The organism is Ruania alkalisoli (assembly GCF_014960965.1).
Taxonomy (GTDB): Bacteria; Actinomycetota; Actinomycetes; order Actinomycetales; family Beutenbergiaceae; genus Ruania; species Ruania alkalisoli.
Window position 1 is genome coordinate 3,566,306 of the sequence record NZ_CP063169.1, and the last position, 22,653, is coordinate 3,588,958.

At 67.0% G+C, this 22,653-nt stretch carries 21 protein-coding genes; 17 read left to right on the plus strand and 4 right to left on the minus strand.

What is annotated here, in order from left to right:
• Positions 1-198: 198 nt before the first annotated feature.
• From IM660_RS15900 to IM660_RS15925, 6 genes are all read left to right on the plus strand, one after another.
• Positions 199-555 carry a hypothetical protein gene (locus tag IM660_RS15900; protein WP_193496786.1) on the plus strand — a complete coding sequence of 119 codons (357 nt, stop codon included), beginning with the start codon at positions 199-201 and terminating at the stop codon, positions 553-555.
• Positions 556-662: 107 nt separating this feature from the next.
• On the plus strand, positions 663-1,481 hold the full coding sequence (locus tag IM660_RS15905; protein ID WP_193496787.1) for a hypothetical protein: 819 nt from the start codon (positions 663-665) through the stop codon (positions 1,479-1,481).
• A gap of 175 nt (positions 1,482-1,656) precedes the next feature.
• On the plus strand, positions 1,657-2,358 hold the full coding sequence (locus IM660_RS15910; protein ID WP_193496788.1) for a hypothetical protein: 702 nt from the start codon (positions 1,657-1,659) through the stop codon (positions 2,356-2,358).
• Between the two features lie 43 nt (positions 2,359-2,401).
• Positions 2,402-3,565 (plus strand): peptidoglycan-binding domain-containing protein, encoded by a 1,164-nt coding sequence (locus IM660_RS15915; RefSeq protein ID WP_193496789.1) that lies wholly within the window; start codon positions 2,402-2,404, stop codon positions 3,563-3,565.
• Complete coding sequence (locus tag IM660_RS15920) at positions 3,562-4,251, plus strand: ABC transporter ATP-binding protein (protein WP_246464989.1); 690 nt, start codon at positions 3,562-3,564, stop codon at positions 4,249-4,251. The genes IM660_RS15915 and IM660_RS15920 overlap by 4 nt, the downstream gene beginning before the upstream one ends.
• The gene (locus tag IM660_RS15925; protein ID WP_281389253.1) at positions 4,248-5,450 is read left to right on the plus strand and encodes an ABC transporter permease; all 1,203 of its coding nucleotides are present in this window, start codon (positions 4,248-4,250) and stop codon (positions 5,448-5,450) included. The genes IM660_RS15920 and IM660_RS15925 overlap by 4 nt, the downstream gene beginning before the upstream one ends.
• 18 nt (positions 5,451-5,468) lie before the next feature.
• On the opposite strand, the gene IM660_RS15930 is transcribed toward IM660_RS15925, so the two are convergent.
• A complete protein-coding gene (locus IM660_RS15930) occupies positions 5,469-5,657 on the minus strand; it encodes a hypothetical protein (protein WP_193496791.1) in 189 nt (62 codons plus the stop codon).
• A 185-nt stretch (positions 5,658-5,842) separates the two neighbouring features.
• Between IM660_RS15930 and IM660_RS15935 the strand changes: the two genes are divergently transcribed.
• From IM660_RS15935 to IM660_RS15950, 4 genes are all read left to right on the plus strand, one after another.
• Positions 5,843-7,006: a Gfo/Idh/MocA family protein gene (locus IM660_RS15935; protein ID WP_193496792.1), complete on the plus strand. Its 1,164-nt coding sequence runs from the start codon at positions 5,843-5,845 to the stop codon at positions 7,004-7,006.
• A complete protein-coding gene (locus tag IM660_RS15940) occupies positions 7,006-7,917 on the plus strand; it encodes a sugar phosphate isomerase/epimerase family protein (RefSeq protein WP_193496793.1) in 912 nt (303 codons plus the stop codon). The genes IM660_RS15935 and IM660_RS15940 overlap by 1 nt, the downstream gene beginning before the upstream one ends.
• A 216-nt stretch (positions 7,918-8,133) precedes the next feature.
• A complete protein-coding gene (locus tag IM660_RS15945) occupies positions 8,134-8,499 on the plus strand; it encodes a PRC-barrel domain-containing protein (protein ID WP_159623241.1) in 366 nt (121 codons plus the stop codon).
• 58 nt (positions 8,500-8,557) lie between these two features.
• The gene (locus IM660_RS15950) at positions 8,558-9,844 is read left to right on the plus strand and encodes a hypothetical protein (protein ID WP_193496794.1); all 1,287 of its coding nucleotides are present in this window, start codon (positions 8,558-8,560) and stop codon (positions 9,842-9,844) included.
• A gap of 81 nt (positions 9,845-9,925) precedes the next feature.
• On the opposite strand, the gene IM660_RS15955 is transcribed toward IM660_RS15950, so the two are convergent.
• The gene (locus IM660_RS15955; protein WP_193496795.1) at positions 9,926-10,465 is read right to left on the minus strand and encodes an HNH endonuclease signature motif containing protein; all 540 of its coding nucleotides are present in this window, start codon (positions 10,463-10,465) and stop codon (positions 9,926-9,928) included.
• Positions 10,416-11,666, minus strand: a complete 1,251-nt coding sequence (locus IM660_RS15960) for a hypothetical protein (protein WP_193496796.1) — start codon at positions 11,664-11,666, stop codon at positions 10,416-10,418. The genes IM660_RS15955 and IM660_RS15960 overlap by 50 nt, the downstream gene beginning before the upstream one ends.
• Before the next feature lie 164 nt (positions 11,667-11,830).
• Between IM660_RS15960 and IM660_RS15965 the strand changes: the two genes are divergently transcribed.
• Genes IM660_RS15965 through IM660_RS15985 form a run of 5 tightly spaced genes read left to right on the plus strand, consistent with a single transcriptional unit; the run spans position 11,831 to position 18,131 of the window.
• The gene (locus IM660_RS15965; RefSeq protein WP_193496797.1) at positions 11,831-13,069 is read left to right on the plus strand and encodes an outer membrane protein assembly factor BamB family protein; all 1,239 of its coding nucleotides are present in this window, start codon (positions 11,831-11,833) and stop codon (positions 13,067-13,069) included.
• Positions 13,069-14,247 (plus strand): outer membrane protein assembly factor BamB family protein, encoded by a 1,179-nt coding sequence (locus tag IM660_RS15970; RefSeq protein WP_193496798.1) that lies wholly within the window; start codon positions 13,069-13,071, stop codon positions 14,245-14,247. Before IM660_RS15965 ends, IM660_RS15970 begins: the two co-directional genes overlap by 1 nt.
• Positions 14,244-15,527, plus strand: coding sequence for a hypothetical protein (locus IM660_RS15975; RefSeq protein WP_193496799.1), 1,284 nt, complete (start codon positions 14,244-14,246; stop codon positions 15,525-15,527). Before IM660_RS15970 ends, IM660_RS15975 begins: the two co-directional genes overlap by 4 nt.
• A gap of 31 nt (positions 15,528-15,558) precedes the next feature.
• Positions 15,559-16,818, plus strand: coding sequence for a hypothetical protein (locus IM660_RS15980; protein ID WP_193496800.1), 1,260 nt, complete (start codon positions 15,559-15,561; stop codon positions 16,816-16,818).
• An 8-nt stretch (positions 16,819-16,826) separates the two neighbouring features.
• A complete protein-coding gene (locus tag IM660_RS15985; protein WP_193496801.1) occupies positions 16,827-18,131 on the plus strand; it encodes a hypothetical protein in 1,305 nt (434 codons plus the stop codon).
• Between the two features lie 22 nt (positions 18,132-18,153).
• Here IM660_RS15985 and IM660_RS15990 read toward each other — a convergent pair whose 3' ends face one another.
• Entirely contained in the window at positions 18,154-19,182 is a 1,029-nt protein-coding gene (locus IM660_RS15990; RefSeq protein WP_246464990.1) for a hydroxyacid dehydrogenase, read from the minus strand.
• Between the two features lie 98 nt (positions 19,183-19,280).
• Between IM660_RS15990 and IM660_RS15995 the strand changes: the two genes are divergently transcribed.
• Complete coding sequence (locus IM660_RS15995) at positions 19,281-20,348, plus strand: substrate-binding domain-containing protein (RefSeq protein WP_193496802.1); 1,068 nt, start codon at positions 19,281-19,283, stop codon at positions 20,346-20,348.
• Between the two features lie 278 nt (positions 20,349-20,626).
• On the plus strand, positions 20,627-22,633 hold the full coding sequence (locus tag IM660_RS16000; RefSeq protein ID WP_193496803.1) for an ABC transporter substrate-binding protein: 2,007 nt from the start codon (positions 20,627-20,629) through the stop codon (positions 22,631-22,633).
• Positions 22,634-22,653: the final 20 nt, after the last annotated feature.

A 22,653-nucleotide genomic window follows, 5' to 3' on the forward strand; every position in this document is an offset into this window, starting at 1 on the left:
ACACACCAGGAGGTCACGGTTTGATAACACCCACGACGCGGCACCCGCCACCGACCAGATGCGTGATAGGAATGAACTACCAAAGTCTCCCGTAGACAGAGGGGGGGGGCGATGACATTGGAGGGGGAATTCTTGATGAGTTCTCGAATTGCACGCGCAGCAGGTTCAGTCCCCATCGCTGGTGGCCTTATCGTCGGCATGGCTGCCGCGCCGGCTGCTGCTGGAACAGGATGCGCAAGCGGATACGTCTGCTACTTCGACGACCACTTCAACTCCACGCTTCGCGAACAAGCGGATGGCGGCGACAACTGGAGTTTCGAGGGCGAGAACTGGCGTCGCTACAACTCCGATGGCACGTGGTACGGACTCCCTGGAACGAACGTCGACAACTCGATCGAGGCCGCCAACATCCAGTGGAACATCGACGATGCCTACTTCTTTACCGCAAACGGCTACGCTGGCTCTGTCGTCGAACGCTACCTGGTTGGCGACAGAGGTTTCCGGAACTGGTATGGCAACGATCGGAACGTTGCCTCCTCCCTCGAGGCCAGGTGACCTCAGCGAAGAGTAGCGCACGATCAGGGCTGGCTCCACGGCAGCGAGCGCGCTCGTTCGCGCTCGCTGCCGGATTGATCCTCGGAGTCGTCGCATGCTCAGACCCGGTGGAACCTCTCGACGAGTCGGACCTGGACGAGTCGAGCAACTTCGCCGGCGCGTACGCCACGCCGCTTGAGCCCGTCACCAACCCGGATCCGGTTCGCTACGACGCGATGCAGCAATCCATCGTCACCGCCGTCAATGCCTGTATGGCCGAGCAGGGCTTTCCCGAGTACCGGCACGAGGCGCGGGAGGCTGCGGAGATGCGGATTTATGGGGTTACTGACCCAACGGTGGCGCAGGTATGGGGGTATCAACACGAGGGCGGGATCTCCGATGAGGCGCTCGACGATGACGAACCTCCACCCCCGCAAAATTCCGCACCTATCGAGGACGAGATTGTCGCATTGATTGGCACGGAGCAATCATCGACTGAGGAAGTGCGCTCGGACGATGGCACGGTCACCTTCCGCTACGACCCAGATTCTTGTTTGTATCCGTCTACCTTGGACGTCTTTCCTGATTTCTTCACCATGCACAATCTGCAAGAACAGGCATTCGAGATTCAAGGGCGGGCATCGATCGAGGTTCTCGAAAGTGACGAGTTCGCTGACGCATTCGCCGAATGGGACCAGTGCGTCGTGGATGCTGGCGGGACGGCTGCAGCTTCGCCTAGTGACGCCATATCGCGCGAAGGCGCAACCGCCGAGTTGTCTGAGGAACAAATCGAATCGGCCGTTCGTGACGCCACCTGTAAGCAAGAGACAGGGTTTCTGCGAGAGTGGTCCTTCCTCCAGGCCCAGGAGGAGCACGAGCGCCTCGCGGAGCACCCGGGCCTCGTGACCGAGTACCTGGAGCTGCTGGATGCGGCCGCCAGCACGTAGGAGATGGCGCATCGCCACCGTCGTCACAGCAGCACTGGGGATCACATGCGCCGGAGGATGCACATCAGAGGAGCCAGCCCATCCACCGCCAGCGTCGGAGTCCGTAGCGATCGAATCAGCCTGGAGCCTGCCGCTGGACCCGCTGCTATGGCCCGACCACGAATCTGAGACCGCGTTGTTCGATGCGGTGCAGCTGGCGATCGGCCGTTGTATGGAGGCACGCGGCGTGGACTATCAGCCCGGATCGTACGAGCCGGGATCGTATCCAGCCTTCTACGGCATCGTCTCGCGCGAGCGGGCTGCCGCCTCGGGCTACCGGCCGGCGCGCGCAGGTGGTGACCAAGAACCCGAGTCCGCGCCTGCCGAAGAACTCAATCGGGCATCAGTTGAGGCGCTGATCGGCACTGGGACGAGCACGGTGGATATTCGCGCCGACGACGGTGAGTTGCTCGGAACCTACGATCCTGACTCCTGCCTCAGTTCTGGGACTGCCGAGGTCCGGCCGGAGTGGGTAGAACTGGTCCAGCTCGAAGCACAGTTGCGATCGGTGATCAATCCGTCCATCGAGGCGTCGAACGATGATCCGGCCGTGCTCGACGCATGGTCTGAATGGTCGGAGTGCATGGCGGCTCGCGGCCACACGTTCGAGACACCGTGGGCGCCGTACTACTCCGTCTGGCCCGGCGATGAGCCGGGCGAGGAGGAGATCGCGACGGCCATCGCCGACGCGGAGTGCAAGGAAGTGACGCAGCTCATCCCGCTGTGGTCGTCGGTTCTCGCCGACATCCAGGGCGAGATGCTCGCCGAACTCATGCCGGGCGTCCTTGATCGATGGAGTGAGCTACGGGCTGCCGATGTCGAGCGGGTACAGACATGAGCGGCGACCTCGGCAAGACCGCCCCCGACGGAACGGACATCTGGTGAAGCGCCTCGCAAGGATCGTCGTCGCCCTGATCGTGGTGGCAGGCCTCGTGGTCGCAGGATGGGCCGCCCGCGGGGTGATCCAGACGCCCGCCGAGGCCTCACTTCCCGAACCCACACCGATCGCCGTCTTCACCGACGTCACGTCCGGCCCCATCTCCACCAGGCTGACCGGCTCCGGAACCATCCAGACCAGCGAGAGCACCTCGGTAGTGGCCAGCACCAGTGCCGGGCGCGCGGTGATCTCGGACACGCCGGTCGAGGTGGGTGAGGCTCTCCCCCTCTGCTCGGCGGCCATCGAGATCTCCGGGCGGCCCATCATCGCGCTTGAGGGAGTGGTGGTCTCCTATCGCGACCTAGGTCCGGGAATGACGGGCGATGACGTCGAACAACTCCAAGTCGCCCTCGAAGCCTGTGGATATCCCCTCGTGACCGACGGGGTGTTCGGAGCCCAGACTGCCTCCGCAGTGCGCGAACTGTACGAATCCGCAGGCTACGACCCCCCGACGCGACCAGCCACACCGGAGAACACAGGCCCGGGGGACGACCCAGAAGCTGCCGACAACTCCGCGGAAGAGCCCGACGCCGGAGACAGCGCGCCGCAGGCGCCCCAACGCGAGGTGTACGTCCCGTTCAACGAGATCGCCTACCTGGACTCCAGCGGAGTCGTGTCACAGGTCGCAGGCGTCAACAGCGTCGTCGGGGCCGATCCTGTCCTCACCGTTGACCATGGTGCGCTCACCTTCAGAGCCGAACTCACTGGCGCGGCGCGTGTGGCGATCACCACCGATGCCACGATGAGGATCGACATCGGCTCAGGTGTCGAGGTCGCCGTCCCAGACCTTCCCACAGCTCCCACGACAAACGGTGCGGGAGAGCCTGTCTTCCCTCTTGTGGTCCCTCTCGCCGACGACACGGACGCAACCCTGGCCGGCACGACGGCGTCCTATACGATCACCGTGAGCGATGGCGTCACGTATGAAACAGTCGTTCCCATCACCGCCCTGTACGACAGTGCCGCTGGGGAGACCTTCGTGCGGCTCAGGGATCCAGACGGCGGCTCCACTCCCGTACCGGTCACAGTCACCGCATCCGCCGGCGGCCTGGCTGCGATCGACGGAGACATCGCTTCCGGGGATTCCGTCCAGGTCGGCTGGCAGTGAAGCGCGATAGGACCGGCCCGCCACCGCTGCGGCTGCAAGGCATCGAACGTATCTTCGGAGCGCAAGCACGCATCCGAGCCCTCGACGGCGTCGATCTCGAGATCGATCCCGGAGATTACCTCGCGATCACCGGTCGCTCCGGCGCAGGCAAGTCGACGCTGCTCAACGTCCTCGGACTGCTCGAGCAGCCGACCGCTGGTAGATACACCGTCGGAGACACCGAGGTCCGGGCCCTACGCGCTCGCCAGGTCGACCGTCTGCGCGGTGAGATCTTCGGCCTGGTGTTCCAGTCCTTCCACCTGCTCGACCATCTTTCTGTCGCCCAGAACGTCGAGGTCGGCCTCACCTATGCAGGACTGCGGCGACAAGAGGCCCTCCAAAGGGTCGAGGCTGTCGTCGAGAAGGTCGGGCTCTCTCACCGACTACGTGAGCGGGCTGCCACGCTGAGCGGCGGAGAAAGACAGCGCGTCGCGATCGCACGCACGTTGGCCCGATCGCCGGCCATCCTGCTGGCCGATGAACCCACCGGAAACCTCGACGAAAGTAACGCTGAAGCAGTGCTTGGGCTGCTGGACGACGTCCACGCCCAGGGTGTGACGGTCATCGTGGTCACACACGACGAGATGACAGCAGAACACGCCCAGCGGCGCATCGTCGTCCGCGATGGACGGATCGAGCGACTATGAGGCTTCGACGCCCTCCCGGACACGCTGCCCGGGTGTTCGCTGCGACCGTGCGCCAGGCCGCCGGGTCTGTTCTCGCGAGACCCTCGCGGAGTATCCTCACGGCCATCGGAGTGGCAATCGGTGTCGCAGCGTTCGTCGCCAGTATGGGGCTGGCAGCCACGCTGGACGCCGAGGTCAACGCCACCTTCGACGATCTCCGGGCGACCCGCCTCACGGTCCAAGACACGCGATCCATCCCCGTGGATCCCCTCTTCGATGTCCGTACTCTCGACAACACCGTCGCGGAATTGCCCGGTGTCGTAGCCGGCGGCACCATGACGGATCTGGCCTCGGCACAGGTGAGCGCCAGCACCACCGGGTCACCGGTTGACGTCGGCGTCGTTGTTGCCTCACGCGGCGCACTTGACGCTGCGCTCGTGACCATCGCGGACGGCCGGCTCTACGACTCGGCCACCGACAGGGCAGGAACGCCCGTCGCACTGGTCGGCGCAGGCGCGGCCGAGCTTCTCGGCCTTGTGGACGCTGAACCCGGCCAGATGCTCACCATCGACGAGCGGTCCGTGGCGCTAGCCGGCGTGCTCGACAGCCCAGGATCGGAATCCCAGCTCAGCCACTCGATCATGTTGAGTCCAGCATCTGCGTCGATGCTCGATTACCAGCTTCCACAGGAGCTCAGCGCGCTCGTCCGGACTGAATCGGGGGCTGCCGCAAGCGTGGCGTCAGCCCTACCACTCGCGATACGCCCGGCGGAGCCGACTGCCGTCGGCGTCTCCCGCCCTCCTGAGCCTGAGAGCCTCCGGTCTGGAGTCCAAGGTTCCCTGGACATCATGGGTCTGGGTCTCGCGGCCCTGTCCCTCCTCGTGGGAGGCCTCGGGATCATGAACGCGATGGTGACCGCCGTCAGTCAACGCAGAGGCGAGATCGGGCTGCGTCGCGCCCTGGGCGCACGCCCTGGGCACATCGTCACGCTCATTGTCGCGGAGGGTTCCATCATCGGCCTGCTGGGCGCGGTCATCGGCACCGCGACAGGGTTGAGCGCCATGATCGTCGTTGGGCTCGTCAGCCCCTGGGCGCCGGTCCTAGCACAGTGGGTGTGGCTGGCTGCTCCGGGCATCGGGCTGGCCCTCGGGGCTCTCGCGGGCATCTACCCCGCCCGAACCTCTGCACGTCTCAGCCCTGCGGAGGCGCTCCGGCAATAGTGCGCTCCGCAGCATGCGTCACCGCAACTGCGCCCGCGGGACCCAGCCCTCGATCGCACCCTCAACCGATTCCTTCGAGGCCAGATCAACTCCAACGACCGGGCCGGTGTCGCCTGAGAACACCGGGAGGGACGCTGGAGGGCACTGCTGCTCCGTCTCGACCAGGACCCGGTGCAGCGACTCGTCGATGTTCATCCTGATTCGCACACAACTACGGTACCGAGCGTGCGCATCGCCTGCATCACTCCCTTCACGCCCCTTCCGCCCCTCGAGGCATCCCACAGCCTTGACCAGCCCAACCGGCGCACCGTATGCTGCGGAAAGCGCATTCCGCTCGTGGCCTGGCCCTAGCGAGACCGCAGCCACGCACCCCCGATCCTTCAGGAGCACCTATGAGCACCCGCACCCTGCGCATCGCGATGAACGGCATCACCGGCCGGATGGGCTATCGCCAGCACCTGCTCCGGTCGATCCTGCCGATCCGCGACCAGGGCGGGATCACGCTCGCCGACGGCACCAAGGTGCAGGTGGAGCCGATCCTCGTGGGCCGCCGCGAGAACGCCCTCGCCGAGATCGCCGCCGAGCACAACATCGCTGAGTACACCACCGACCTGGACGCCATCGTCACCGACGAGCGCACCGACATCGTCTTCGACGCCTCGATGACCAGCCTACGCCCGGCCACCCTGACCAAGGCGATGAAGGCCGGCAAGCACATCTTCACCGAGAAGCCCACCGCCGAGACCCTGGACGAGGCCATCGAGCTGGCCCGCCTGCGCGCCGAGACCGGAGTCACCGCCGGAGTCGTCCACGACAAGCTGTACCTGCCTGGCCTGGTCAAGCTCCGCCGTCTGGTGGACGAGGGCTTCTTCGGCCGCATTCTCTCCCTGCGTGGGGAGTTCGGCTACTGGGTGTTCGAGGGCGAGCACCAGGCCGCCCAGCGCCCGAGCTGGAACTATCGCTCCGAGGACGGCGGCGGCATGACCACCGACATGTTCTGCCACTGGAACTACGTGCTCGAGGGCATCCTCGGCTCGGTCAAGTCGGTGACCGCGAAGACCATCACCCACATCCCCACCCGCTGGGACGAGAAGGGCGCCGAGTACGCCGCCACCGCCGACGACGCCGCCTACGGCATCTTCGAGGTCGCCGGCCCGGGCGGGGAGGACATCGTCGCCCAGATCAACTCCTCCTGGGCGGTACGCGTCTACCGTGACGAGCTCGTCGAGTTCCAGGTGGACGGCACCCATGGTTCTGCGGTGGCCGGCCTGAACAAGTGCGTCGCTCAGCAGCGCGCCCACACCCCGAAGCCCGTCTGGAACCCCGACCTGCCGGTCACCGAGTCCTTCCGCGACCAGTGGATGGAGGTGCCCGCCAACGGCGACCTCGACAACGGCTTCAAGGCCCAGTGGGAGGAATTCCTGCGCGACGTGCTCGCCGGCCGCGAGCACCGCTACGACCTCCTCTCCGCCGCGCGTGGCGTGCAGCTGGCCGAGGCCGGGCTTGCCTCGTCCGCGGAGGGCAAGCGCGTCGAGCTGAAGCAGATCTCCCTGTGATGACCAGCACCGCAACGATTCCCGACGGCGCAACGTCCGTGACTGACCTGTCTCGCCTCTCCCTCAACACGGCCACCACGAAGGCCCTGACCCTCGCTGAGGCGGTCGAGGTGGCCGCCGAGGCCGGGCTGGGCGCCGTGGGGCTGTGGCGGGACCGGGTAGCCGAGGCCGGCGTCGAGAACGCGGCGAAGATCGTGGCAGACGCGGGCCTGCGGGTCTCCTCGCTGTGCCGCGGCGGGTTCCTCACCGCGGCGGATGAGTCCGGTCAGTCCGAGGCACTCGGTGACAACCGTGCGGCGATCGTCGAGGCCGCCACACTCGGTACGTCCGAGCTGATCATGGTGGTCGGCGGGCTGCCTGCGGCCAGCACTCCCGGCGGCCCGGCCCAGCTCGATGGTGACAAGGACATCGTCGCGGCCCGCACCCGGGTGGCGAACCGCATCGCCGAGCTCGCGCCGTTCGCGGCCGAGCATGGCGTGCGGCTGGTGCTGGAACCGTTGCACCCGATCTTCGCCGCCGACCGGGCCGTGCTGTCCACACTGGGGCAGTGCCTCGACCTGGCGACGGAGTTCCCACCCGAGCAGGTGGGCGTGGTGGTCGACACCTATCACGTGTGGTGGGACCCGGCCCTGCGCGACCAGATCGCGCGGGCGGGCCGGGAGAACCGGATCGCCTCCTACCAGGTGTGCGACTGGATCCTGCCGCTGGCAGCCGACCCGCTGCTCTCACGCGGGTTCATGGGCGACGGGTACATCGACTTCCCCACGATCACCCGGTGGGTGAGCGAAGCCGGGTACACCGGGGACGTGGAGGTGGAGATCTTCAACCAGGAGATCTGGAATGCACCCGGTGCACAGACTGTTGCCACCATGGCCGAGCGGTACAGCCGACTCGTTCACCCCTACCTCTGAGGCGCCGAGTTCGCCCCAATTCTGGCCTGCGCGGTCAGGTGCGCCCCATCCACGATCGTGGGTGGGGCGCCTTGTTGTCCGGACGCGCGAATCAGGAATGTGGACCGTCTGCGGCAGCCGAGTGGCGAGTGCCGCGATCCTGCTTAGGATGGGACTCAGGGGAGTTGCTAGGGGAATGTGGTCCAGCACAGTTCGCACACCGACGAGGAGGCGACGATGACGGACGCAACTGGTAGCACCGAGCCCATCGCTGAGGTTCGCGAAGGGATGACGGTCTTCGACTCCAGCGGAGAGAAGGTCGGCACAGTGAGGGACGTCCAGATGGGCGATCCGCAGGCCGTCACGGCACAGGGCCAGGGCGGCGGTGGTGAGAACGGCAATGTCGTGACCTACCTTGCTGAGGCGTTCCGCCCCGGGAGCCTCGACGACACTGTCAGGGAGCGGCTCGCTCGCCTCGGCTTCGTCCGGATCGACTCGAGCGGACTGTTCCACCGGGACCGCTACACCACCAGCGACGAGATCGCCGCCGTGGAGGATGACGCCGTGCACCTCTCGGTCCCGGGCGACCAGCTCATCCATTGATGCCATCACAGTAGCCCGCGTTCGCTGAGCACCACGGCGCACGCGTCATGATGGTGTGATGGGGAGAAGGGACGAGGACGAGTTCACGCTCGGGGGCGAGGTATCCGGGAGCCCACCACGCAACGATCCCCGACGGCGCAGGGCCCGTAGTTCGGTCGGCTCACCATGGCTGTGGGGCACCACGGCCGTCGCCTTGATCGCGGCCGGGATCGCCACCTCCCCTGGCGGGGAACGTCCCGAACCTCGACCACCGGCAACAGCGTGGACCGTTCAGATCACCGAGGGCCGCGCACCCCAGGTGTGGGCGATCGAGAATCAGGCTCTGGTCACCACCGTCACCGGCGTCACCGCCTTCGATGCCGCCACCGGTGATGAGGTGTGGTCCGTGCCGCTGGCGGACCCTGCCTGCACCGAGGCCGATGGCGAACTCACCTGCGTGCACGGCGAAGGCGAGGACGCCACCATCGCGACCATCACCGCGGCCGGTGAGGTGACAGAGCAGGCATTCCCGTTCGCTGCGGTGGCCGTGTCGGTCGGTGACGCTCTGCTCGTGGCCGGTGGGACGCCGTCGGGAGAACCGTGGGTGGAACGCTACGACGCAGGCGAGACCGAGCGCACGTGGCGGGCGGGATACGACCACCCCGTGGGTGAGGACCGGTGGGCGCGAGCAATCCTCAGTCAGGGCGTTGCCACCTTCTACACTCCGATGACCGATCCGGAGACGTTCGTTCCGATGATGGCGGTGGATGCCTCCACAGGTGAACTCAGGCCGGTGGTCATCCCGACACCGCGAGGCTACCTAGTCGGTATGAATGCCGACGTGGAGCGGAACCTTGACCAGCTTGTCCCGGCTGCGGGTCCGGGACTCGACCTCCCGGACCATCCCGACGCCGTGCTCACGACCGAGGGAGTCCTCACCAGCCCGGAAGGTGACACGGTGTATGCGAGCGGCGGAAGCACCGTGGTCGCCGTGCTCCGGACAGACCTGCTGGAGTGGGCGTTCATCCCACCCGAGGAACCGTGGGAACCGTCGACACTGCCTGAGGAGTTGCCCGGCGTGGTCCGTCGCGTGGACATCACCACCGGGGAGACCAGCTGGAGCACCCCGACCGAGTCACTCGTCGGCTGCCCGTGCACCATCAACAACACGACGGCGGTGTTGGTCAGCAGCAACTGGAGCCAAGGAGAGGGCCAGTTCGGCGTCGAATCGATCCACGGTTTCGACCTCGACACCGGCAACGCGGAGTGGTCGATCCCGTTGGCGGTGGCCCCGGAGGCGATCGCGTCAGATGACCGTCACATCTACGTACTCAGCGACGGCACCGTGACCGCGTATGCGGATTGACGTGGCAGTGGCCGGACCCGGTCTCGACGCGCCGGTGTCCCCGTCGACGAGGCAGTGTCGGCGGGGTCCGGGGCGGGGTGGTCAGAACGGCGGCGGGTCGGTGCCGCCGGTCCCGGCAATTCTGCCCGTGCTGGTGTACGCGGTGGTCTGGTGGGTCCTACTCGCGGGGGCGTGCTCTCCAGTGAATGGCCGCACCTGATGGCGGCGGTTGGGCATGCCCTGGGCGGTCGCCCGCATCGAGGCCAAGGCACGCTGCCGGGCCCGGACCACCGGCCCGCCCCGTGTGCCGGGCAGCAGGAAGGTGGTGGCCGGGGTGACCAGGTACTGGGTCCCGTGCGGGTCACACCAGTAGTAGGTACCCGGGTTGAGCATCACATAGGACCACCCGTCATGGGTTTTGCATCGGTGGTGGCGGCGACACAGACTTCCGAGATTGGCCGACCTGGTCGGCCCGCCCTGCTCGTGCGGGGTGATGTGATCCCGGTCCGCTGACCGGGCCAACCGGTTGCAGAACGGGAACGCACAGGTGCGATCGCGCAGGATCGCCTGCTCACGAAGCTTCGGGCTGGCCTCATAGGTAGTAGCCGAGTAGTCCTCGGCCAGATCGATCACCGGGCGCACGATCACACTCCCCCGCGGCCCCGCACCAGGACCGCACCTGCTCGGTCGTGACCGGCGAGCGCGTGTTCTCACACCGACCCACTCGAGGATCGAACCCGCTGTCAGCAGGGTCGGTGACGTCGGCTGGATTGGTGGGATCGGCAATTTCAGTGGGGTTGGCGGCGAGGTGAAGGTAGAGCATCACCGTGCGCCCGTTCACCCCGGGGTCTGGGACCGGGCCGGAACCGCCCGCCGCGCCGGGGGTACTGGGGGTACTGCTGACGCGGCTGCACGTGCCGATGCTGGTGCTGCCTGCGCTGATATCGCCGACGTTGGGTGCCTCCGCACTGGCCGCCTCCCCACTATCCGTCTCCGCGTCGGCGTTGCCAGCCGGCAGGGATACCTTCCCGCGGGCGAGGTCACCTAACGCCATCGAGCGGCGTACGTCCTCACTCGCGTCGGGCATGAAGGCTCTCAGTGCTGCCGCGCGGGCTGCCACGGCTGCTTCCAGGTCCAGCGCGTCTGCCAGGTCCAGTCCGCCCTCGAAGTTCACGACCGCGGTCGAACCGGGCACGTGAGGGTCACCAGCATCCCCGAGGTGGATCTCGACCCGGCGCGCTTCCAGCGCGGCCTGCGCTTCAGCACGCGCCTGCTCAGGGTCGTAGTGGTCCATCGCGGCCGCCACCGCCCGCTCGATCTGCGCCCTGCTACAGGACCCGATCGACCAGGCGACCTGCCGATCCACCCACCCCGCACCCTCGAACGGAAGCTTCTTCGTCAACCGGGCCACCGCCCGCGCCCGGTGGAAACTGACCTGCCCGGCCCGAACCCTCGACCACAGGGCCGGGAGCCGGTACGCCAACTCGACCACGGCCCCGACATAGGACAGCGCGGCCTCGTTCGACTGCCCCAACGTGGCCGCCAACCGGGCAAACCCCAAATCCGAGACCCACGGGGCACCCTGCCCCGCAAGACGCATCGGTTCTTCCGTGCCCGGAACCGTCGACCCCGGCAGATCGATGTCCACCTCAGGGTCGTACACGCCAACAGCACCCGCACCGTCCTCGCTGGGCTCGACCGCTCGCTCAGCGACCCAGGAGACCACCAACTCGGCACACTCGATCTCCACCGCGCGGGCCGCAGCCCGGTTCTCCCGCACAGCCGCCAGCACATCACGCTCAGCCGAAGCCGAGAACGCGGAACCAGTAGCTGTCGAGGTCATGACATCACCCTCCCACCCACCACCGACATCCGGCCGTTTACCCAGGTCAGAAGGCCAGACTCGGCCCATACAGCCGTGACGACAGTTCCTGCGAAGGGAGTCGTGCAGACGCACCCGCCACGACGCAGATCGCTAGGGACCGAGGGCTAGGTCATGATGGACGGATGGGGACGAGGGACGTCGAGGAGTTCGCGCTCGACTCGGGCAGCGATGACGCTACTCTCCCGCGCCCCGGCAGCAGGGGCGACCACTCAGCACCGCATCGGCTGTGGCCGGGACTGCCGTGGGTCGCAGCGGCGCTGACGCTGATCCTCGCCGGCGTCGTGGCTGCCCCTGCGCCGGGTGCGGTCGTGAGCCCCTGGGGGTACGTGCCCGGCCTGGGCGAGGAACCCGAGCTCGCATGGGAGCTGGAGACCACCGAGATCACGGGTATGTGGGCATTTCGTGGGGTGCTGGCGATCGCAGAGCTGGAGCAAGTGCGCGGGATCGACGCCGCGAGCGGAGCCGAGCGGTGGCGCGTCGAGAGCAAAGCAGCCCAATGCGGCTCGGACGGGTCCCGTCTGACCTGCACCTCGATCGACGACGAGATCATCATGATCGACCCTGTTTCTGGCAACGTGGACGACTCGGTATCCGTGCCAGGAGCCTACGCAGCCACGGCTCACGACGACGACATCATCGTGGCCACCTCGAGCGCGATTCAGCGCATCCGCGCCGATGGCACCGTCGTATGGTCCACGCCGCTGCCGGAGGGGACCCCGGTCTACGCCGGTCCGGCGGTGATTGACGGCCACGTCCTGGTCGGCACCGACGCTGCTCGAGGAGGCCAGCCTCCACCGCTGGACGTCGAGACCGGCGAACCAGGCGACCCGGCGGAGGTCGGCCAGACCGTGTACCGAATCCGGGACGGTGCCTGGGTGACGAGCCACCCAGGCTCTCTCTGGCTGTTCTTGCGCGGCGAGACCGTCCGCTCGATGCCGGCCACAGCACCGGCGATGATTGTGACGACCGACCCGAGCCTGCTGGACTCTGAACTGCCCGCGACGGACGACGAGTGGCACCCGCTCGCCATCCTCCCCGACGTCGCGATCGGAAACATCAACGACGACACCCTCGGTTCGACGCTCATGGCGATCGATACCAGCACAGGCGAGGAACTGTGGCGATCCGAGGCCCTGATGCACTGGTTCAGCACGCCGATCGTCGACCGTGACACCCTGGCCGCCCCGGTGCTCAATCCCGAACTTGGGAGAATCTCGACGGTCATCGCCCTGAACGTCGACACCGGCGAGGAACGCTGGCGGATCGATCGAGCGACCGAGCTGTACGGGATCACCGCCGGAGGCGGCTACCTGTTCCTCCAGGATGCCCTGGGCATCTCAGCCTGGGAACTGACCGGCTGATGCGTTCCACCGACGAGTTCGAACCGGCACCCACGTCGCCCACCAGCCCAGAGGCAGCCCGACGGCGACCCCAAGTCTGGTCACGCCCGTGGCCCTGGGCGGTGCTCGCCGTCCTGCTCGTGGTGGCGGCGGTCCTCACCGTCCCGCGACCTGGTCCGGTGGTCAACCCATGGGGGTACCTGCCCAACCTCGACGACGAGCCGGAGCAGGCCTGGGAGACCAACCTCACGGCAGATGCGTTCTGGCTGTTCTCGGGTGTGGTGGTCGCGCGTGGCCCCGACGGCGTCACCGGCCTCGACTCGGCGAGTGGCGAGGAGATCTGGAGCGTCCAGGCCGAGGAACCCGCCTGCACCTCCGACGGCGTCGACCTCACCTGCACCACCGGCCCCGACACGGTGGAGGTCATCGACCCACGATCGGGCCGGGCACGGCAGTATGACGTCCCCGGAGTCGCTGCTGCCGCGAGCGTGGACCGCGATATCGTCGCGGTCACCACCCACGACATTCGTCGTGTGAACGGGAGCGGCCGGGTCATCTGGCGGAGCGAAATCGTCTTCGGCCGCGCGATGAACGCGCCGCCGGAACTGATCCATAGCACGGTAGCGGTCAGATCCATCAGGTCAGGAAGCACCCTCCTCGACGCCGAGACTGGGGAGGAGGTCTCCGTACCCGACGCCAGCCGTTCTCCACACTCTGTCCGTGATGGGCTGTGGCGGTCGACTGACCTGAGCGCCACCTGGCTGTATGTACGAAACGACCCGCCGCTGGCGTTCAGCGGTTGGATCTCCTCGGGGATCGCGACGCCGGACCCCACCCTGATCCGGGCCATCGACGAGAAAGAGCTGAACCGCTGGCGCCCAGTCGCCTTCCTCCCGGAGGTGACTCTGGGGCTCCTCACCATGCGTGAACACGGTCCCGGCGTGCTCATCGCCGAGGCTCCCGACACAGGCGAGGAACTGTGGCGCACCGGGCCGGATGTGTCGATGTGGGACCCACCATTGATCGGGCCCGAGACGTTCCTCTACTCCGACTCCACCGAGTTGATCGCACTCGATATCTCCACCGGCGACACGCGCTGGACGATCGCACCACAGGACGTCATCCTCGATTTCTCCAGTGACGGCGAGCGCCTCTACATCCTGGACGAGACGGGCGTCAGCGGGTGGGATCTGTCGTGAAGGAACGCGAGGAGTTCGAGCTCGGAGACAGCCTCGACGCACCTCATACCGACAGTCCCCGACGGCGACCCCAGACCTGGTCGGGCCCGTGGCCCTGGGCGATGGTCGCCGTCGTGCTCCTCGTGACCGCAGTGGTGATCTCTCCGCAGGGCGAACGCCCGATCCCGACGGCGGAAGTCGCCTGGGTAGTGGACGTTGCGCCCGGAACGCACCCCACGGTCTGGGCCGTCGACGACCACATCGTGACAGTCGAGGCCGACGCGGTCGTGGCGCGTTCCGCCGCCGATGGAGAGCGGCAATGGCATGTTCCGCTTCAGGACCCGGTGTGCTCCTCGGACGGGGTGCGGCTCGCGTGTGTGAGCACGGCCGGTCCGGACGGCGAGGTCACGCTGATCGCAGCCGACGGCAGCACCCAGACACGGCATGTTCCGGGAGCCCAGGTGGCCACCCCGCTGGGATCGGACGTCATCCTGGTTGGCGGCGACATGGAGGCGCCGTGGGCAGCGCGCCTCGATCAGTCCGGAGCGACAGTATGGCGCTCTAACCTCGAGCTGCGTTTTGTCGACACCGACCGCACATCATTCGGCTACCTCCACGCGACGCAGCAGCGCGTCCTCTGGCGACTGAAATCTCGGGACAACTACTGGCCGGCCGTCGAGGCCATCGACCCGTCGGACGGCTCCATGCTGCGCATCACATCACCACTCAGTTCCTTCACCGAGCCCGAAGAAAACGAGGACCTAGTCGTGCTGGAGTCTGATGAACGTTCGTCAGAGACAGCCCAGTTCGCCCTCCGCAGCGACGGTGTGGCTGAGCATGCCGCTGGTCCCCTGCTGTGGCGGTGGGACGACGGCGAGACCCCGCTGGCCATCGACGCAGCCGCGCTCTACACGGCGATGCGAAACGAGAGTCTGCACCCGGCCAACGGTGAGCCACCACAGCTGGATGGCACGCTCGAGCCGGTGAACGTGCGCCTGCGCGATCTCACCTCGGGCGCGATACTGGCCGAGGCTGAATCTCCCTATCCCGACCTCACCTGCCCCTGCACTGCCGCAGCGAGCGGGGTGGTGGCTCGAGCCCTCACGACCACCGACGGCCGCACATTGTCCGAAGGAGAGGCCCACTTCGACCTGGCGTTCGTCAGTCGAGAAACCGCCACGCCCGCCTGGCGCTACCCGCTTGAGGCCGAGTTCCGCAACTCGCCCGCCCGACTCGCAAGTCACGGCGACACCGTCGTCGTATGGGTCGGTGGGGAGGTCGTGGCGCTGACTGCTCCGTGAGCGATCGACCCCGAGTTGGCATGATGGGACGATGGGGAGAAGGGACGCCGAAGAGTTTGCGCTGAGCTCGTCCAACGTAGCGGACACGGCGGAAGCGGCCGGCGGACCTCGTGGGCGAGGGCGTGTGCGGGTCGCATCCTCACCGTGGCTGTGGGTGCTACTGGCCGTGGTGCTTCTGGTGGCTGGCGCCATCACCTCCCCGCGCCTGCTGTCGCCCGAGCCTGAGGCCGCCTGGCAGGTGGAGTTGGACCCGGGGTCGGCACCGAGGGTGTGGGTACTGCCGCGGGTCGTGCTCGCGACCACAGCAACCGGGCTCGTCGCCTTCGACGCCGACGGTCAGCGGCTCTGGGGCCTCGACCTCGACGACCCGACCTGCACGACCGCCCAGGAGGAGCTGATCTGCGTTCACGGTGAGGCCGGCGAGGCGACGGTGAGCGTGGTAGCTGCTGATGGCGCATGGAGCGACCTGTCGATGCCCGGCGCCGACGTCGCGGCCAGGACCCCCACAGGCGACCTGGTCGTGGCCGGCAGCAATGCAGCGACCTCCTGGCTCGGGCGCTACTCCCCCGACGGCGAGGAACAGTGGGTGCAGGAGCAGGCCGGTGGCGTCTCGTGGGCGGACCTGACCGTCCAGCAGGACGTAGTGACCGCCATGGCTGGTCCGTCGCCTGACCTGTCCGGGCTGATCTGGACGGCGTACGTAGCCGACGGCGCCCCCGCGAGCATGTCATTCGCGCAGATCGGCAGCGTCACGACCACCGCAGTGGACGATCCCCGGTTCGAATCGGACACCCACCGGCCGCTATGGCTGGCCTCACGCGACCTGACCGAGCACCCGGATGCAGCGATCACCGTCGACCTCCAGAACTCCACCGGCATCGCCCGGTTCGAGGACCCTGGCGGCGCCGTCATCAGCTGGGCCTCAGAAGTTCCGCTCGCGGCGCTCGGCACGACCGTCTACACCTCCTCGAACGATCTCCATGACGCTGCGCTGAGCGCCGTCGAGGCCCCCGACGGGAGGCATCGATGGTCCGTGACCCTGCCCGGGTCCGTCCAACCGGTCTGCCCGTGCGCAGCAACCGAGGGCACGTTCACGGTCGCCGGCGTCGACGGAGGAGTGGCTCGCCCCGGCTCCGGCGAGGTCGAGTTGCTCTTCCTCGATCAGCGTGAAGGCCGGGTCCGTGCTCGCCTCCCGATCGGATCCGGCCCGTGGTCGCTCGCCTCGGACGGGCACGCGACCTATCTGTTCGCCGACGGCGTCCTGTCGGCATTCCTTGACCCCCGGGCATGATGGGACAGATGGCTCACGACGAGTTCACGATCGCCGGTGAGGATCCGGCGGCCGCCCACGCAACCCCACCTCCCCGACGGCGACCCCAGACCTGGTCGGGCCCGTGGCCCTGGGCGATGGTCGCCGTCGTGCTCCTCGTGGCGGGTGTGGTGACCTCTCCGCAGGGCGAACGCCCCGTGCCGACGGCGGACGTGGCCTGGTCGGTTCCGCTCAGCGGGGCAGCACATCCCGGGGTGTGGGTGATCGATGACATCGTGGCCGTGAGCGAAGGAGACGGGATCGTCGGACGCGCCGTCGCCGACGGCGACGAACGCTGGCGGGTGGGCGTGCGGGAGCCGCGCTGTGCATCCGATGGAGTGCGGCTCGCATGCGTCCCGTCCGGTCCTCCGTCGCGAGCCACCGGCGGAGTGATCACGGTGATCGATGCCGATGGTGGAACGATGGTGGCCGAGGTCGAGGGCGCGCAGCTGGCGAGCCCTCTCGGCGAGGACCTGGTGGTGGCCGGCGGAACCGGCGACGACGAGCGCTGGCTCGCCCGGATCGGCCCCGGCGACGCGCAACTGTGGCGCACCGTGGTGACCCCCGAATCGCCGAGCCGCTCGGTGCAGCTGTCCTTCGATGAGCTCACGGTGAACGGGCGCTACGTGACCTGGTGGTTCGCCGAGGACGACGTGCGCTGGCCCGAGCCTGGCATGCTCGATCCAGCCACCGGCGAGCGCCTGCCGACCCTGACCGCCGCACCGTACACCTCAAGTCTCCCGCTGGAGTTCGAACGGACGCTGACCTACCTGGAAGCCGACTCGCGCTCCTCGGACCACCCGGTGGCTGTCATGACGGGTGGCGTGGCCGAGAGCGTCGAGGGCGCATGGCTCTGGCGGTGGGACGCCGACGAGCAGCCGATCGCGGTCTCATCTGCAGAGGTCGCAACGACCGTATTGCCCGACTTCACCAGCGCGCTCGAAGGAACCGAGCCACTGGGCTACGCCACGCTCCGGACCCGTGCCCTGATCGAGGGCGATGCCGAGGGGACGGTGAGTGACTACCGCGTGTTCAGATGCCCCTGCGCGTGGGTGGGAAACACTGTGGTCGCCCAGGGCTACTGGGTTGAGGACATCGAGGCGCTCCGGCAAAGACAGCACCGGATCGATCTGGTGATGATCCAGGGGACCGAGGTGATCGAGCGGTTCGAGGTGCAACAACTGACCGCGGAGAACCCGCGCGCACAGGAGTGGGAGATCGCCACCGATGACACGACGATCTACGTGCGTCAGGGTGGGCGCTTGCTCGCTCTGGAAGGAGTCCTCGATCTCTAGGCGCGATCCCGTCTTCAAGCTCTCAAGCCGAAACCGCAAGCTCAGCCTGGGCGACCGCGTGCCGTAGCGGCAGACCGCCTACCAGCCGTTCGACCTCGTCGACGGCGCTGCGGCCCAGCCGGCGCAGCTCGTTGCCGGCCGAGCCTGCGACATGCGGTGTCAGGAGAACTGCCGGGTGCGAGAGGAGCGGATCAGAGGGCGGAAGCGGTTCCGGATCCGTCACGTCCAGGACGGCATAGAGCGGTCGCCTCTGGATCTCGTGCCGCAGGGCCTCATGATCCAGCAGGGAGCCGCGAGCGGTGTTGATGAGAACCGCGCCCTCACACATCGCCGCCAGCACTGGCGCATCGATCATGTGCCGCGTCTCGGGCAGGGCAGGCGCATGGACGGACAGCACGTCCGAACGTTCGGCCAGCTCGATCAGGGAACCGACGAGCTCGGCGCGCCCGGCGAGCTCACGCTCGCCGACCCATGGGTCGTAGACCAGCACATCCACATCCAGCGCTGCGAGCATCTCGATCACGCGTCGACCGGTCCGCGAGGCGCCCACGATCCCGACCGTCGTCCCATAGTTTCCGACCTGCTGCAGCGGATTCCACCCACCCCGGGGGTCATGACTCGCCGGCCACAACACACGCTTCCCAGCCAGGATGATCATCGCGAGGGTGTACTCGGCCACCGGCTGCGCGTTGGCCGTCGCAGCGCTGGAGACCAGGACTCCACGTTGCCACGCGACCGGATCGACCCACCACTTCACCGAGCCCGCGCTGTGCACCACGGCACGCAACCGCGGAGCACGGTCGAGCAGCTCTGCAGTGATGCGCGGCGTCCCCCAGCTGGTGATGAGGATCTCGGTCCGGGCAAGCGCGCGGGCAGCATCCTCGGAGTCCAGTGGCGATAGCAGCCTGTCGTCCAGATCCACCAGGCCCCGGAGTCGATCCATCGTCTCCGGACCGAACAGCCCGTCCCGTAACTCGATCGACTCCATCGCCATCGTCGTGCGCGGCTTGTGCACCGGTTCCACCCATCCTCGGTCATTGGATCCGGGCACATCATGGCGGAGAACTCTACGAATCTCGTCAGATATAGACAAAAGTGATCTTTGTCCGTCACGATGCCGACATCACCTGGTCACCTGCTGGAGAACTGATGCTGCCGCACGCACGCCACGAGTATCTGATCCGCCAGCTCGAGCTGCACGGCAGTATCCGCGCCAGTGAGATCGCGGAAGCGCTCGACGTCTCGCCCGTCACGATCCGCCGCGACATCGATCAGCTCGCCGACAAGGGATTGATGGAACGAGTGCACGGTGGCGCCCTCTCCCTGGCCCGGCAGACCTCCCGGCCGGATCCCGCTCGCACGCTCATCGGTGCTGTGGTCCCGTTGCGCAACTTCTACTACCCCGAGGTCGTGCACGGTATGGAACTCGTGGCCTCGCGCATGCGGGCCCGGCTGATTCTCGGCGTGGCTGGATACCAGCCTGAAACCGAGCGCAGTCGGGTGGAACGACTGCTCTCGCTCGGTGTGCAGGGGCTGATCCTGACACCGAGCCACCTCCAGAACGCTGACGACGTGGCGTCCTGGCTCACCGCGATCCCTGTGCCGGTGGTGTTGCTCGAACGACACGTGAACGCGACAAGTCAGGTCCGGCAGATCGACAGCGTGCGCACCGACCACACCTACGGAGCCGAACTCGCCGTCGAGCACCTCCGCGACCTGGGTCACGAACGGATCGGCCTGGCGGTGGACACATGGACTCCGACGGCTCCGTGGATCCAGCAAGGCTATCTCCAGGTGGCCGCGCGACTCGCGATGGAACCCGTGCCTGTCGTCGAACTGCCCTCGGACCCGAATGATATCGAGGCGATCACCAACGCGGCCAACCAGTTGATCGACGAGTATCTGCGGACCGGAGTCACGGGCCTGCTGGTGCACTCCGACCATCATGCGATTCAGATCGCCGAGGTGTGCCAGCTTCGAGGGCTCAGAGTCCCGGAGGACATGGCGATCGTCTCCTATGACGACGTCCTGGCCGCGCACGCAGCCGTACCGCTGACAGCAGTGACACCGCCGCGGGTCGAGCTCGGCCGGGAGGCACTGCGGATGGTGATGACACGAGTCGAGCGGCCGGATGAGGCCGCCGCACCGCATCACCTCCAACTGCTGCCGCGGCTGACGGTGCGTCAATCCACGGCACCAGCCCCGGCGTCGGCCTGAGAGGCCGTGGCAGCGGGTTCGACACTGCTGCTCGGCTTCCTGCACCAACCGGATGATCTGTTTTGTCGCTTTTCGTCGTTCCGAACCTCACGCTGATTAGCCTGACGACCACAACCGGGCACACCCCGCCGCAACTGGCCCAGTGCTATCAGTGACGAAGGCACCAGGCCACGTGGCATCGCCACGGCGATGCCACGGCGACGCCAAGCGCCTGAAGCCAGACCCTCGTGCTGAACATCGACCGTTCGGCCGGGACTCAGAGTCGAGGAGGACTACACATGAAGCGCTCGAGCAGGAACACGGCGACAGAGATCAGCCGGCGCCACCTGTTGCAGGTGGGCGGAGGTGCCGCTGCCCTTGCGACGTTGTCGCTCACGGCTTGCGACCCCGCCGAGGGCACCGGGGAGACAGACGGGGGGCAGGGGGCGCCGGACCCGAACCGTCCACTCGAATCCCCTGAGCTCACCGAACGGGTCGATGCCGGTGACCTTCCACCGCTCGACGAACGTCTCCCGGTCGAATCCGATCGCCTCGTCGCAGCGACGGCCGCACTCGGGGTGTACGGCGGCGTCTATCACGGTGCCGTCGCCGACCAGGGTGACTCTCCCTGGCTGGAGCGCATGCTCGCCTACGAGCCCCTACTGCGATACGACCCCAACCTGGACGAGTTCGCCCAGCCAGGCACGCTGCGCGAGATCACCGTCAACGACGACGCCACGGTGTTCACCCTCCACCTCCGGGAAGGGATGAAGTGGTCCGACGGCGAGCCGGTCACCGCCGACGACATCATGTTCGCCGTCAACGATGTCTTCTACAACACCGATATCCACGCCACACCTCCCGGACTGCTCACGACAGCTGGTGAACCGTGCGAGGCCGAGAAGGTGGATGACCACACGGTCACATTGACGTTCGCCCAGTCCAAGGGAGACTTCATCGAGGAGGCCTCCCGCGCAGCGAACGCCGTCTCGCCCAATCTGCTCTTCTACCCCAAGCACTACCTGGAGCAGTTCCTGCCCGCTCTGAACCCCGACGCCGAATCGGTCGCCGAGGAAGCGGGCTTCGGCGACTGGACCGCGTACTGGCAAGACCGGATCGAGTGGTGGAACAACCCCGACCGGCCGGTTCTCTATCCATGGGTCATCACCGACCCACTGAATGAGGGAAACGTCGTCCACGCCGAGCGCAACCCGTACTACTGGAAGGTCGACTCCGGAGGTGCGCAGCTGCCCTACATCGACCGCCTGGAGTTCGAGATCATCCAAGAGGAGGAGGTCATGCTTCTCAAGGCCGTCAACGGTGAGCTCGACTTCCACTCGAGGCACTTCAACTCCGACGCGAACAAGCCGGTCCTCGCAGAGGGCCGCGAGAGCGGCGGGTACCACTTCGTTCCTGTGCAGCCGACCTCGATGAACCGGCTCGTGATCGCGCTGAACCTGAACCACCGGGACGAAGAGCTGCGCGGCATCTTCCAGAACAAGGACTTCCGCGTCGGCCTCTCGCATGCCATCGACCGGCAGGACATCATCGACACCGCGTACCAACGCCAGGGCGAGCCCTGGCAGGCGGCACCGCACCCGGACTCGGAGTTCTTCGACGAGGAGTTCGCCAAGCAGTACACGGAGTTCGATCTCGACCTCGCCAACAGCCACCTCGATGCTGCTGGACTGACCGAGAAGGACTCCGAGGGGTTCCGGCTGCGCCCCAACGGGGAACGGCTTCGTTTCAGCATCGACATCACCAACCTCTTCCCCGAATGGGCTCCAGCAGCCGATCTGATCACCCAGACCTGGGCCGAGGTCGGTGTGGACGCCCAGGTCAACCCGATCGAGCGCAGCCTGTTCTACGAACGCAAGGAGGCCGCTGCCAACGAGCACGACGCCAACATCTGGGCGGGCGACGGTGGCCTGAAGATCGAGATGCTCGAACAGCGGTGGTGGTTCCCCAACGGCGGCGAATCGAACTACGCCACACAGTGGGCGGAGTACTACGTGAGCCGAGGCGAGGGGGAGAACGCCGTCGAGCCGCCGGAGCCGACATTGCGGCAGATGGAGCTGGCTCGGCAGATCCCGCTCGAGCCCGATGTCGAGACGCAGAAGGAGATCTTCCGCGAGATCCTGCAAATCGCGAAGGAGCAGTTCTACGTGATCGGTATCGCGCTGCCGACCGCAGGCTACGCCATCGCTAAAGACAACCTCGAGAACATCGTCGAGTCCTTCCCCGACTCCTGGCTGCACATGACCCCGGGCCACATCAACCCACCGACCTGGTTCTTCACGCCGTGACCAGCTCGGGCCCCAGCCCG

Coding starts and splice junctions, on each gene's coding strand:
- IM660_RS15945 (WP_159623241.1), top strand. CDS start 8,134: ATGACGGACGCAACTGGTAGCACCGAGCCCATCGCTGAGGTTCGCGAA.
- IM660_RS15925 (WP_281389253.1), top strand. CDS start 4,248: ATGAGGCTTCGACGCCCTCCCGGACACGCTGCCCGGGTGTTCGCTGCG.
- IM660_RS15935 (WP_193496792.1), top strand. CDS start 5,843: ATGAGCACCCGCACCCTGCGCATCGCGATGAACGGCATCACCGGCCGG.
- IM660_RS15960 (WP_193496796.1), bottom strand. CDS start 11,666: ATGACCTCGACAGCTACTGGTTCCGCGTTCTCGGCTTCGGCTGAGCGT.
- IM660_RS15980 (WP_193496800.1), top strand. CDS start 15,559: ATGGGGAGAAGGGACGCCGAAGAGTTTGCGCTGAGCTCGTCCAACGTA.
- IM660_RS15985 (WP_193496801.1), top strand. CDS start 16,827: ATGGCTCACGACGAGTTCACGATCGCCGGTGAGGATCCGGCGGCCGCC.
- IM660_RS15970 (WP_193496798.1), top strand. CDS start 13,069: ATGCGTTCCACCGACGAGTTCGAACCGGCACCCACGTCGCCCACCAGC.
- IM660_RS15940 (WP_193496793.1), top strand. CDS start 7,006: ATGACCAGCACCGCAACGATTCCCGACGGCGCAACGTCCGTGACTGAC.
- IM660_RS15995 (WP_193496802.1), top strand. CDS start 19,281: ATGCTGCCGCACGCACGCCACGAGTATCTGATCCGCCAGCTCGAGCTG.
- IM660_RS16000 (WP_193496803.1), top strand. CDS start 20,627: ATGAAGCGCTCGAGCAGGAACACGGCGACAGAGATCAGCCGGCGCCAC.
- IM660_RS15950 (WP_193496794.1), top strand. CDS start 8,558: ATGGGGAGAAGGGACGAGGACGAGTTCACGCTCGGGGGCGAGGTATCC.
- IM660_RS15965 (WP_193496797.1), top strand. CDS start 11,831: ATGGGGACGAGGGACGTCGAGGAGTTCGCGCTCGACTCGGGCAGCGAT.
- IM660_RS15900 (WP_193496786.1), top strand. CDS start 199: ATGGCTGCCGCGCCGGCTGCTGCTGGAACAGGATGCGCAAGCGGATAC.